The sequence below is a fragment of the Pedobacter glucosidilyticus DSM 23534 genome (assembly GCF_000425145.1).
Classification (GTDB): Bacteria; Bacteroidota; Bacteroidia; order Sphingobacteriales; family Sphingobacteriaceae; genus Pseudopedobacter; species Pseudopedobacter glucosidilyticus.
Map to the genome: position 1 here is coordinate 203,194 of NZ_KE384313.1, position 11,984 is coordinate 215,177.

The following is an 11,984-nucleotide window of genomic DNA, read 5'->3' on the forward strand; positions in this document are numbered from 1 at the left end:
ATTTAAGAAAGAGGATGTCTTAAAAATCATAATTGTTAATGGAGCTTTCGTGGAAATGTTCTCTGATATACTCAGAAAAGTCTCCGACTTCTGCTCTGCCTGACACAAATGATGATTTGTTACCATCTCAACTTCGTTTTTAGTCATGAAAACATACTTCAGATTATTATCTTTTGCAAAACCTATTGAAAAATTCGCAATACCTTATATAATCTGTACCCTGTTTGCAGTTGTTTTTGGTACACTTAATTTTGGTTTAATCATCCCATTATTAAACACTTTATTTTTAGATACTAAAGAACAAGTAACAGCACCCAGTTTTCCAGAAGCCAGCTTTTCTTTTAGTTATCTGATAGATTTATTCAATTACTACTTCAAAACCACCATCGTTAACGAAGGTAAAATAGGTGCCTTAAAGTTTGTCTGCGTGGTTATCATTTGCTCTAACTTACTAGCCAACTTATTCCGTTATCTTTCTCAAAGAATTATGGAAGATTTACGCATTCATACTTTACTAAATCTCCGTAAAACAGTTTTTAATAATGTGATGAATTTGCATGTTGGTTACTTTAGTAATGAAAGAAAAGGAGATATTATATCTAAAATTGCTTCAGATGTACAAGTAGTTCAGTTCTCGGTTACTGGCACATTACAAGTTGTTTTTAAAGAGCCTTTACAACTTATTGCCTATATTATTGCGCTTTTACTTATATCTGTAAAACTTACCTTATTCTCTCTATTGGTTATCCCTATTTCTGGTTTAATTATAGCAAGAATTGTAAAATCGCTAAAAAGACAAGCTACAGAGTCTCAAGAGACTTATGGCTTGATGATTTCTTATTTGGATGAAGCCTTATCGAGCATCAAAGTGATTAAAGCTTTTAACGCTATATTTTTTGTTACCGATAGGTTTGATAAGCAAAATCAAAAGTATTCTAAAATTACCCGCTCTATGACCAGAAGACAGCAATTATCTTCGCCTGTTTCTGAGTTTTTAGGAATCTGTACCGTTTCTGGGATTTTATTATACGGCGGTAATTTAATTTTTGGCAATGCTTCAAACCTAGCTCCAGAAGCGTTTGTAACATATATTGCTATTTTCTCGCAAGTGATGCGCCCTGCTAAAGCTATAACCGATGCGTTTAGCAATATACATTCTGGTATTGCAGCTGGCGAGCGTGTTTTAAATTTGGTGGATACTAAACCAGAGGTTACAGATAAAGCAGATGCCATTGCGGCTCAGCCTTTTTCTAATAGCATCCAATTTGAAAATGTATCCTTTGGTTATACCGATAAAAAAGTCCTTGATAAATTAAATTTTACCATTAAAAAAGGGCAAACAGTGGCTTTGGTAGGCCCATCAGGAGGTGGAAAAAGTACCATTTCTGATTTGATTCCACGGTTTTACGATGTAAATGAAGGCGCTATTTTATTTGATGGGAAAGACATCCGTAATCTAAAAATAGAATCTTTAAGATCTCAAATGGGCATGGTTAGCCAAGAATCTATTTTGTTTAACGATACCATCTTTAATAATATCTCTTTTGGGATAGATGAAGTTAGCCAAGAAGAAGTGGAGGCTGCAGCAAAAATTGCCAATGCTCATAACTTTATTCTGGCTACAGAAAATGGTTATCATACCAATATTGGAGATAGAGGGATGAAACTTTCTGGCGGACAAAAACAACGTTTAAATATTGCCAGAGCAGTTTTGCGCAATCCATCTATTCTAATTTTAGATGAAGCAACATCAGCTTTAGATACAGAATCAGAAAAATTAGTTCAAGAAGCTATCAATAATTTAATGAAAAACCGTACTTCTTTGGTTATTGCACACCGTTTAAGTACCATCCAAAATGCCGATTTAATATTAGTTTTAGAAGCAGGCCAAGTAGTTGAGCAAGGTACTCATCAAGAGTTAATGCAGCACCAAGGGCTTTATAAGAAATTAATTGATATGCAGACTTTTGAGTAGAATATGTATTATCCTCTGGTTTCCATAGCGCTTTGCACTTATAATGGCGAACGATATTTAATTGAACAATTAGATTCGTTAGTTAAACAAGATTATCCCAACCTTGAAATTGTAGCTGTTGATGATTGTTCTTCTGATAACACCTTAACCATTTTAGGTGATTACGCTTCTAGATATAACAATTTCAAAGTATACAAAAATGAAGTAAATCTAGGCTATAAGAAAAATTTTGAGAAAGCTATTCAACTTTGTAAAGGAGAGTATATAGCATTATCAGACCAAGATGATATTTGGATGTTAGATAAGATTAGCATTCTAATGAATAGCATTCATGATGAAAAATTTATTTATCATGATTCGGCTTTTATTAATTCGAATGGTAATAGTTTGAATAAAAAAATGTCGGATATTCTAAATATGTATTCTGGTGACAGCTACCATCCTTTTTTATTTTTTAATTGCGTATCTGGACATGCCTGTCTTTTTTCTAGAGATATGGTAGTTAAGTGTTTACCTTTTCCAGACCATATTATGCATGACCAATGGTTAGCTTTTTGTGCTGCAAATATTCAGTCAATCATCTATATTCCAAGGCCGTTAGTCCTATACAGACAACATGAATCATCTGATACAGACATTTTAAAATTAGGAAAAAGTAAATCTAAATTAACAAGCAGAGAAAAAATTATTAAATCTGTTCAAATGCTTGAAACATTTTCAGATTATCGTTTTGCAAAAAATCCTAATCTCATACTAAAACTTAAAGAGCTTTATTACAAACGTTTAGATAATACGATAAACTTTAAGCTTATCATATTCATGTTCAAGCATTACCAAACATTATTATATATCTACAAAAAAAGTAAACTAAGTAAATTCAACTTTATATATAAACATATTTGGGGCTTAAAATTAAAATCAAATAAGCTATGAAGCAAGAGCCATTAGTGTCTATTATTATACCAAGCTACAATTATGGTTATCTTATAACTGAAACTCTTAATTGCCTTTTAAGTCAGAATTATCAAAATTGGGAGGCAATTATAATAGATGATGGCTCTACTGATAATACTAGAGATCTCATTAAAGAAAACTTCCTAAAAGATTCTCGTTTTAAATACATATATCAAGAAAATCTGGGCCTAGCTGCTGCAAGAAATACAGGCTTAAAAAATGCTAATGGTAAATACATTAATTTTTTAGATGCTGATGATTTATTAAGCTCTGATAAGATTTCTTTACAAGTTAGCTATATGGAAGAGCGTTCTTCCATCACTATAACCTACACGGATGCCAAATTTTTTAAGCATAAAGAATTTGATATATTTTATAATAATTTAGAATTATCAGAAGATGTTCATATAGATAGAGGATTAAAAAAGAGTTTTATTGAAAATTTGATAATAGCTAATTTCTCACCAGTAAATACCCCTTTAATTAGATCATCTTTTGTTAAGGGTAAAAAACTATTTTTCAATACCTCATTAAAAGCTTTAGAAGATTGGGATTTTTGGCTTAGATGCTCTTTTGAAGGTGCTAAATTTCATTTTATTGAAGACAATAATGCTGTTGCCTATATAAGAGTTCATGAATCAAGCATGAGTCATAACAGAGACTACATGTATGCTTGGGAATTGATATTAAGAGAGTACATAGTTAATTATATTACTCATTCTTCTTCTGATATAAAAAAAACATTAAACAAACTGAACAAGAAATATATTGATGTTTTACACAGAATAAATATTAGTAAAAAAGGGCTACTAAATAAAGAACACTTCCTATATTTAGTAAAACAAGTTGGTTTCTTGAGAGCGTTAAAGCTGATAATAAAAGAAGCTAATGCTATGAGAAAACATTAATATATAAAATATGCTTAAACAGATAAAAAGCTCGTTCAAACGTAGCAAAACTATAAGAAGTTTAAATAATGCTTTTAAAACTTTACAAAGTTTAGAACAGCAAACTAATCCTAGATTTAAGTTACATCCATCTAACAAACAACTATGTTTTGATGATAACACAACCTATACTGGCTTTGATAGACATTATGTTTATCACCCTGCTTGGGCTACCAGAATAGTAAAACAAATTAATCCACAAAAGCATATAGATATATCCTCTACTTTACATTTCTGTTCCATATTATCAGCTTTTATCCCTGTTGATTTTTATGATTACAGACCTGCTCAAATACAACTTGACCATTTAAAATCTTTACAGGCTGATTTGATGAATTTGCCTTTTGAGACAGATAGTGTCACATCTATCTCCTGTATGCATACCATTGAGCATATTGGCTTAGGAAGATATGGAGACCCATTAGATTATGATGGAGATATAAAAGCCATTAAAGAGTTAAAAAGAGTAGTTGCTCCAGGTGGAAACCTTCTAATTGTTGTACCTAGGAGCCGAGAATATTATTTGCTTTAATGCTCACAGAATTTATAACAAACACCAAATTTTAGAGCTTTTTAAAGATATGAAGCTTATAGAATTTACACTCATCCCAGAAAATGAAAAGGATGGCGGATTAATAACCAATCCAGATGATAATATTCTAAAAACACAGTTTTATGGATGTGGTTGCTTTTGGTTTCAGAAATAAAAAATCATGAAAATTGTCAAATTTCTTGGAGGCCTGGGGAATCAAATGTTCCAATATGCTTTTTATAAAGCCTTAAAGCATAAATTTAATGCTGTTAAAGCAGATACCTCTGGCTTTAACAATTATCATCTTCACAACGGATTAGAATTAGAGGAGATTTTTCCAATTAAATTAGACATTGTTTCGGCTTCTGTAGCTAAACTTTATAATCCGGATTTTAATGAGTGGCATCATAGAAAGTTAAGAAGAATATTAGGGTTGAAAGGAGCATACTATCAAGAGCAACAAGAATTTTATTTTGATACCGAAATTTTTAAGGATGTTAAAAAGAAATATTATTGGGGATATTGGCAAAATCCACTTTATTTTTCTGATGTAGAAGACGAACTAAGAAAAGATTTCACCTTTAGAAAAAGCTTAGATACAACTAATGAAGAAAGACTAATACAAATGAGAACTCATGAGAGTATAGCTGTTCATATTAGAAGAGGCGACTATATAGGGCATGAATTATTAGGGAATATCTGCGATTTAAACTACTATCAACAAGCTATAAATTATATAAAAGAGCATATTCAGCAACCTATTTTCTATTTTTTCTCAGATGATATAGAGTGGTGTAAATCAAACTTTAAGAACCTAGAAGCAGTTTTTATAGATGGAAATATAGGGGTAAATAATTATATCGATATGCAATTAATGAGCAATTGTAAGCACCAAATTATTGCGAATAGCAGTTTTAGTTGGTGGGGTGCTTGGTTAAATACAAATCCAAATAAGATGGTTATCGGTCCTAAAAAATGGATACATAAAAATGATGAAAAAGATATAGGTATTTTACCTTCTAATTGGATAAAAATATGATTTCACCAGATATTACGGTTTTTATGGCTGTGTATAATGGTGAAAGATATCTTCAAGAAGCCATCGACAGCATTCTGCATCAAACTTTCAAAAATTTCGAGCTCTTAATTATTAATGATGGTTCCACAGATAACTCTGAAAACATTATTCTCCAAAACAAAGATCCAAGAATAAGACTCATCAATAACCCAAAAAACCAAGGACTTGTTATTACTAGAAATATAGGACTTCAAGAAGCAAAAGGCAAATATATAGCCATATTAGACAGTGATGATATTGCTTTACCACAAAGACTTGAAATACAATACAACTTCATGGAAAGTCACCAAGATATTGCTATATGTGGAAGTAAAGCTCTTCAGTTTAATCATTTAAAAGAAGAGGTACTAATTGATGTCCATACCGATTATTTAGCTGAAAGATTAATCTTTGGGAATGTATTTGTAAACTCTAGTATTATCTTAAGAAGAGAGGCTGCGCTTCAAGTTGGCGGTTATCAAAATTATAGTTTAGGAGAAGATTACGATTTAGCTTTGAGAATTTCTGAATCTTATCCGATAGCTAACCTTAACGAAATACTTGTAAAATATAGAATTCATCAACATAATATTACTCTAACAGAAAATAAAGCCTTAACACAGGAAGAACTTAAAATAATTAAAGCTTTATATCTAAGATGTAGTATCGACGTTAGTGAAAGAGAAATAGCTATTCATCATGCTATCTTACATAATCGTTTAAAAGACTATTCTACTAAAGATTTTTTATTATTATTAAGAAAACTAAAGATTAATAATTCATCTTCTAAAAGATTTCCCGTCCCGAATTTTAATCGTATTCTTCATCTAAAATGGTTTGAAATTCTTAGGACCCTAAAAAAGAAAGATGCTATTTTATATTTTTTTGATTCAGCTATTTTTGATAAAAATAGCTGCACAACAAAACAACTAAGGAAGCTCATTAAGCAAATGGTAGGGATTTAATCTCTAAACAAAAAACCCGTCTAAGCTTCTCACTTAAACGGGTTTTTTATATCCTCAAAAAGAAATTACAACTTCCTTTTCACTTCTACTTGTTCGTAAGCTTCTACAATATCTCCTACTTTAATATCATTAAAGTTTTTGATATTTAAACCACACTCGTAACCACGGTTAACTTCTTTAACATCATCTTTAAAGCGTTTTAAAGAGTCTAACTCGCCGGTGTAAATAACTACACCTTCACGTATAATTCTGATTTTGCTATTTCTATTGATAGTACCATCTAGAACCATACAACCTGCAATAGTTCCCACTTTCGTGATTTTGAAGGTCTCTCTGATTTCAACATTAGCAACAATCTTCTCTTCAAATTCTGGTGCCAACATACCTTCCATTGCAGCTTTAATCTCATCAATAGCTTTGTAAATGATAGAGTATAATCTTACATCTATTTCTTCTGCTTCTGCTAATTTACGAGCTCCTGCTGATGGACGAACCTGGAAACCTATGATAATAGCATCAGATGCGGTAGCTAACAATACGTCAGATTCTGATATCTGACCAACTGCTTTGTGTACAATTTTAACTTGTATCTCTTCAGTTGATAATTTTTGTAAAGAGTCTGATAAAGCTTCAACAGAACCATCCACGTCACCTTTAATAATGATGTTAAGTTCTTTGAAGTTACCAATCGCTAAACGACGACCAATTTCATCCAGTGTAATATGTTTCTGAGTTCTTAAACCTTGCTCACGTTGTAATTGTAAACGCTTGTTTGCAATATCACGAGCTTCTGGTTCGCTTTCTACACCATTAAACTTATCACCTGCTTGCGGTGCTCCTTGAAAACCTAATACTTGAACTGGTGCCGCTGGACCAGCTTTTTCTACACGGTTTCCACGCTCATTATATAAAGCTTTAACACGGCCACTGTAAGAACCTGCTAAAATTGGATCTCCAACTCTTAAGGTACCTGCTTCAACTAAAACTGTAGCAACGTAACCTCTACCCTTATCTAACTGTGCTTCAATTACTGTACCTACAGCTCTCTTATTAGGATTAGCTTTTAAGTCTAGTAATTCTGCCTCTAACAATACTTTTTCTAGTAATTTATCAACATTTAAACCAGATTTAGCAGAAATCTCTTGCGTTTGGTATTTACCACCCCACTCTTCTACTAAGATATTCATTGCAGCTAGTTGCTCTCTTATCTTATCGGTATTAGCACCTGGTTTATCTATTTTGTTAAACGCAAATACAATTGGAAGACTTGCCGCTTGCGCATGGTTAATAGCTTCTACCGTTTGTGGCATCACGCTATCATCCGCAGCAATAACAATAATAGCTACGTCTGTTACTTTAGCACCACGAGCCCTCATTGCGGTAAACGCTTCGTGACCTGGCGTATCTAAGAAGGTAATTTTCTTATCGCCTTCTACCACCACTTCATAAGCACCAATGTGCTGTGTAATACCACCAGCTTCACCCGCAATAACATTGGCTTTACGCACAAAGTCTAGTAAAGATGTTTTACCGTGGTCTACGTGACCCATTACAGTAACAATTGGTGAACGTGGGATTAAATCTTCTTCTCTATCTTCTTCTTCTAAATTAAACTCTTCTTCCTCAGCACTTACAAACTGAACTTCATATCCAAACTCATCAGCCACAATGGTTAGGGCTTCTGCATCCAACCTTTGGTTGATAGATACAAACATTCCTAAACTCATACATGTAGAAATGACTTCTGTAACAGAAACATCCATCATATTCGCTAACTCATTAGCCGTAACAAACTCTGTTACTTTCAATATTTTGGATTGTAATTCTTGTTCTAATGCTGCTTCTTCGGCACTTGCTGATGCTCTATCTCTTTTTTGCCCACGTAGTTTAGAACGTTGTGCAAACTTACCAGACTTACCTGCACCGCTTAAACGAGCTAAAGTAGCTTTTATCTGATCTTGGATCTCTTTTTCTGTAGGCTCTACCTTAGGCGGTAAAGGCTGACCTCTTTTATGTGGTGGTCTTCCACCTTTATTATCTTGTCCGCCGCCAGTTGGTCTATTTTGACCTCCTTGACCTTGGCCTCCACCTTGTGGACGGTTACCCTGATAACCACCTCCTCCAGCAGCTTGTCCTCCTGGATTGGTATTTGGAGCACCACCTGGCCTATTTGGTTGGCCACCCGGTGCTGGTTTACGCTTACGCTTTCTTTTATTATCTGCCGTATTAGGGTTTGATGAAGATGCAACCGGCTGATCTTTTTTCTTATTTACAGGTAATTGTATTTTACCAATAATTTTTGGTCCGCTTAATTGTTGAGCTTTAGCTCTGATTACTTCATCATCAATAGGCTCTTCTTGAGTTGGTTTTACAACTTCTGCAACTGGCTCTGGTTTAACCTCAGCTTTTGGCTCTGATTTAATTTCTTCTGCCTTAGGTGCAACTGGTTCTGGCTTAACCTCGACTTTTGGTTCTGGTTTAACTTCTTCCACAGGTTTTACAACTTCTGCAACTGGCTCTGGTTTAACCTCAACTTTAGGCTCCGGCTTAACCTCTTCCACAGGCTTTACAACTTCTGCAACTGGCTCCGGAGCTGGTACTGGTTGTGGCACCTCAGGTTTTTTAACTTCTTGAGGTGGCGTTGCCTGCGGTTTTACTTCTTCTTTCCGCTTGTCAGGACGAGTTTTAGAATTTAAACTATCAAGGTCGATTTTACCAATAATTTTTACACCTCCAGTACTTGGTGCAGGCTCCGCTTTTGGAGCTTCTACTTTTTCAGCTTCTTGTGAAACCGGAACTGCTGAACCTGTATTTTTAATCAGGATTTCATGATCCGCTTCCTGAGCTTCTTGTCTTTCAGTAGATGATTCTGGCTTTTCATTCACCTGAGTAGCGTCATCACGACGGATCTTGCCAATAACTATGTTCTTAGCTTCTTCTCTCAGGATTTTATCTCCCTGATATTCTTTTAAAAGAGCTCCATACATCTCATCGGTTAGCTTTGTATTAGGTTTGGCTTCTACTTTAAAACCTTTAGTACCTAAAAAATCAGCTATCGTACCAATACCGATGTTTAGTTCTTTTGCAACTTTTAATATTCCTAACTTTTTGTCTTCTGACATCTATTATGATCTTTCTATTCTAATTTTAAAACAAAAGTACGTTTACTTAATGCAAATCTAAAATTATTCGAACTCTGCTCTTAAAATTTCTAGTACTTCTTCGATAGTTTCCTCTTCTAAATCAGTACGTTTCACTAATTCATTTACATTAAGTGCTAGTACACTCTTAGCTGTATCTAAACCAACTTTTCTAAATTCGTCTATAATCCAACCGTCAATTTCATCAGAGAATTCCTCTAAGTCAACATCTTCGTCTTCTTCAGATGATTCTCTGTAAACATCTATTTCGTAACCCGTCAATTTACCTGCCAGTTTGATGTTATGTCCGCCACGTCCGATAGCCAAAGAAACCTGATCTGGTTTCAAGTAAACAGCAGCTCTCATGGTTTCATCATCTAATTTGATAGATGATATTTTTGCTGGCGATAAAGCTCTTTGGATGTATAAAGAGATGTTATTGGTAAAGTTAATCACATCGATATTTTCGTTTTTCAACTCACGAACAATACCGTGTATACGAGAACCCTTCATACCTACGCAAGCTCCCACTGGGTCTATACGGTCATCATAAGATTCTACTGCAACTTTTGCTCTTTCTCCTGGCTCACGAACGATGTTTTTAATGGTGATTAAGCCATCAAAAATCTCAGGAACTTCTAGCTCAAATAATCTTTGTAAGAATGCCGGAGCAGTTCTAGAGATGATAATTCTTGGATTGCTGTTTAACATCTCAACTTTAAGCACTACAGCTCTTACGGTATCGCCTTTTTTGAAATAGTCTGCCGGTATTTGCTCAGTTTTAGGTAAGATTAGCTCATTACCCTCATCATCCAAAACCAAAGTTTCTTTTTTCCAGACCTGATAAACCTCGCCAGTTACAATCTCGCCAATTCTATCTTTATAATTTTTGAAAATTTCATCTTTCTCTAATTCTAAAATTTTAGACACTAAAGTCTGACGAGCAGCTAAAATAGCTCTTCTTCCAAAGCTTTCTAAAGTGATTTGCTCGATAAAATCATCTCCAACTTCTAAATCAGGATCAATTTTATGTGCATCCGCTAATTCTATTTCTAAGTCATCATCTTCAGAGAAACCATCTTCCATAACAGTTCTAGTTCTCCAAATCTCCAAATCCCCATTATCAGGATTCACAATCACATCACAATTCTCATCGGTACCAAAACGCTTACGCAGCATACTGCGAAACACTTCTTCCAACACACTGATAACGGTTGGTCTGTCGATATTTTTGAAGTCTTTAAACTCCTGAAATGAATCAATTAAGTTAATGCTATTCATTTTATTCTCATCAATATTTTATTAATGCTTCTATTTAAAAGATACGCTTACTTTTACTTCGGCGATACTATTTTTTAAAATTTTACTTTCTACAAGTTCGGCTTTTTTGGTTTTTGCACCTTTAGCTTTTACCTGATGTGCTACTGTTATGCTTTCTTCATCTGCTGATAGCAATGTACCTTCCACTTTATCTCCGGTAAGGTGTTTTACGGTTACATTTCTACCTATGTTTTTAGCAAACTGTCTATCCAAAATTAAAGGTGTATCTAAACCCGGCGAACTTACTTCTAAATTGTAGGCGTGGTCTAACAAATTTTCTTCTTCTAAATGGTAACCAACATGTCTGCTTACCATGGCGCAATCATGTATGCCTACACCATTATCGCCATCTAAAAGAATAATAATTTTGGTGTTATTGATGACTTTAATTTCAACAATAAATAAATCAGGTCTGTCTGCTATTTTTTCTTCTGCTAAAGCTCTAACTCTCTGTTCAACACCCATGACAACATTTTTTGGATAAATGAAAAGAGGGGACATCTAGCCCCCTCTTTTTTCAACAGCACAAAGGTAATAAAATTTTTGAGATTCTAAAATTTTGATGATGAAGTGAATAAAGCTAAAGACGGAAAGCTTAACGCTAAAGGCGGAAAGCTAAAATATGGCTTGTTGATTAAGTGATATTTAGATTTCGTAGTTTTAATGATTCGCCTCAAGAGCCGGCGGGGCCCATTACTTTTTAGAGGAAAAAAGTAATCAAAATCCTTGAGCAATCCCACAGGAGCCTTTGTCGCACATCCCTTACCCACACTCAAAAACAATTGGCGCTTATTTTTGCTAGGCATTGCTTTATGAACATTAGTGTAAACTCGAACACAAAACCGCATGCGCTATAGGCTTGATTGTGCAAGATTTTTTAATTTCTGCTACTGTTTTTTCGTCTTTCCGGCTCTTGGGGATTGCTCATGCGCTTCGGAATAGTCTGTTTTTTATGAATGTTTGTTCCTTTTTAGAAGTAGAAAGTATTGAGTAGAAAGTATAAAGAACCTAAAGAGCGGATATTTAGGGACTGCCTTAAATATAGAACTTATCTTTCCGAAGAACGAGAGACGGCCTATGAAGATTTGGAAGTG

10 protein-coding genes are annotated in these 11,984 nt (G+C 34.1%); 7 read left to right on the forward strand and 3 right to left on the reverse strand.

From position 1 onward, the window contains the following. Positions 1–145 precede the first annotated feature (145 nt). Genes H510_RS0116500 through H510_RS19750 form a run of 7 tightly spaced genes read left to right on the forward strand, consistent with a single transcriptional unit; the run spans position 146 to position 6,430 of the window. Entirely contained in the window at positions 146–1,975 is a 1,830-nt protein-coding gene (locus H510_RS0116500) for an ABC transporter ATP-binding protein (RefSeq protein WP_026905320.1), read from the forward strand. A gap of 3 nt (positions 1,976–1,978) precedes the next feature. Continuing rightward, complete coding sequence (locus H510_RS19265) at positions 1,979–2,908, forward strand: glycosyltransferase family 2 protein (protein ID WP_036693253.1); 930 nt, start codon at positions 1,979–1,981, stop codon at positions 2,906–2,908. Beyond that, on the forward strand, positions 2,905–3,837 hold the full coding sequence (locus tag H510_RS19745) for a glycosyltransferase family 2 protein (RefSeq protein WP_051291352.1): 933 nt from the start codon (positions 2,905–2,907) through the stop codon (positions 3,835–3,837). Before H510_RS19265 ends, H510_RS19745 begins: the two co-directional genes overlap by 4 nt. 10 nt (positions 3,838–3,847) lie before the next feature. Continuing rightward, the gene (locus tag H510_RS19275) at positions 3,848–4,408 is read left to right on the forward strand and encodes a DUF268 domain-containing protein (RefSeq protein WP_211226596.1); all 561 of its coding nucleotides are present in this window, start codon (positions 3,848–3,850) and stop codon (positions 4,406–4,408) included. 49 nt (positions 4,409–4,457) lie between these two features. Further along, positions 4,458–4,583, forward strand: coding sequence for a hypothetical protein (locus H510_RS20580; RefSeq protein ID WP_281168257.1), 126 nt, complete (start codon positions 4,458–4,460; stop codon positions 4,581–4,583). A 6-nt stretch (positions 4,584–4,589) separates the two neighbouring features. Beyond that, the gene (locus H510_RS0116520) at positions 4,590–5,447 is read left to right on the forward strand and encodes an alpha-1,2-fucosyltransferase (RefSeq protein ID WP_026905321.1); all 858 of its coding nucleotides are present in this window, start codon (positions 4,590–4,592) and stop codon (positions 5,445–5,447) included. Then, entirely contained in the window at positions 5,444–6,430 is a 987-nt protein-coding gene (locus H510_RS19750; RefSeq protein ID WP_051291354.1) for a glycosyltransferase family 2 protein, read from the forward strand. Before H510_RS0116520 ends, H510_RS19750 begins: the two co-directional genes overlap by 4 nt. A 65-nt stretch (positions 6,431–6,495) precedes the next feature. Here H510_RS19750 and infB read toward each other — a convergent pair whose 3' ends face one another. The 3 genes from infB to rimP all read right to left on the reverse strand — a co-directional run bounded on the left by infB (position 6,496) and on the right by rimP (position 11,355). Beyond that, the gene (gene infB / locus H510_RS0116530) at positions 6,496–9,552 is read right to left on the reverse strand and encodes a translation initiation factor IF-2 (RefSeq protein WP_026905322.1); all 3,057 of its coding nucleotides are present in this window, start codon (positions 9,550–9,552) and stop codon (positions 6,496–6,498) included. A gap of 63 nt (positions 9,553–9,615) precedes the next feature. Continuing rightward, positions 9,616–10,851, reverse strand: coding sequence for a transcription termination factor NusA (nusA, locus tag H510_RS0116535; RefSeq protein WP_026905323.1), 1,236 nt, complete (start codon positions 10,849–10,851; stop codon positions 9,616–9,618). A gap of 30 nt (positions 10,852–10,881) precedes the next feature. Beyond that, positions 10,882–11,355, reverse strand: coding sequence for a ribosome assembly cofactor RimP (gene rimP, locus H510_RS0116540; RefSeq protein ID WP_026905324.1), 474 nt, complete (start codon positions 11,353–11,355; stop codon positions 10,882–10,884). Between the last annotated feature and the right edge of the window lie 629 nt (positions 11,356–11,984).

Excerpts from the sequence above, each read along its gene's own strand:
- H510_RS19265 (WP_036693253.1), top strand. The coding sequence starts at position 1,979 with ATGTATTATCCTCTGGTTTCCATAGCGCTTTGCACTTATAATGGCGAA.
- H510_RS20580 (WP_281168257.1), top strand. The coding sequence starts at position 4,458 with ATGAAGCTTATAGAATTTACACTCATCCCAGAAAATGAAAAGGATGGC.
- nusA (WP_026905323.1), bottom strand. The coding sequence starts at position 10,851 with ATGAATAGCATTAACTTAATTGATTCATTTCAGGAGTTTAAAGACTTC.
- infB (WP_026905322.1), bottom strand. The coding sequence starts at position 9,552 with ATGTCAGAAGACAAAAAGTTAGGAATATTAAAAGTTGCAAAAGAACTA.
- rimP (WP_026905324.1), bottom strand. The coding sequence starts at position 11,355 with ATGGGTGTTGAACAGAGAGTTAGAGCTTTAGCAGAAGAAAAAATAGCA.
- H510_RS0116500 (WP_026905320.1), top strand. The coding sequence starts at position 146 with ATGAAAACATACTTCAGATTATTATCTTTTGCAAAACCTATTGAAAAA.
- H510_RS19275 (WP_211226596.1), top strand. The coding sequence starts at position 3,848 with ATGCTTAAACAGATAAAAAGCTCGTTCAAACGTAGCAAAACTATAAGA.
- H510_RS19745 (WP_051291352.1), top strand. The coding sequence starts at position 2,905 with ATGAAGCAAGAGCCATTAGTGTCTATTATTATACCAAGCTACAATTAT.
- H510_RS19750 (WP_051291354.1), top strand. The coding sequence starts at position 5,444 with ATGATTTCACCAGATATTACGGTTTTTATGGCTGTGTATAATGGTGAA.
- H510_RS0116520 (WP_026905321.1), top strand. The coding sequence starts at position 4,590 with ATGAAAATTGTCAAATTTCTTGGAGGCCTGGGGAATCAAATGTTCCAA.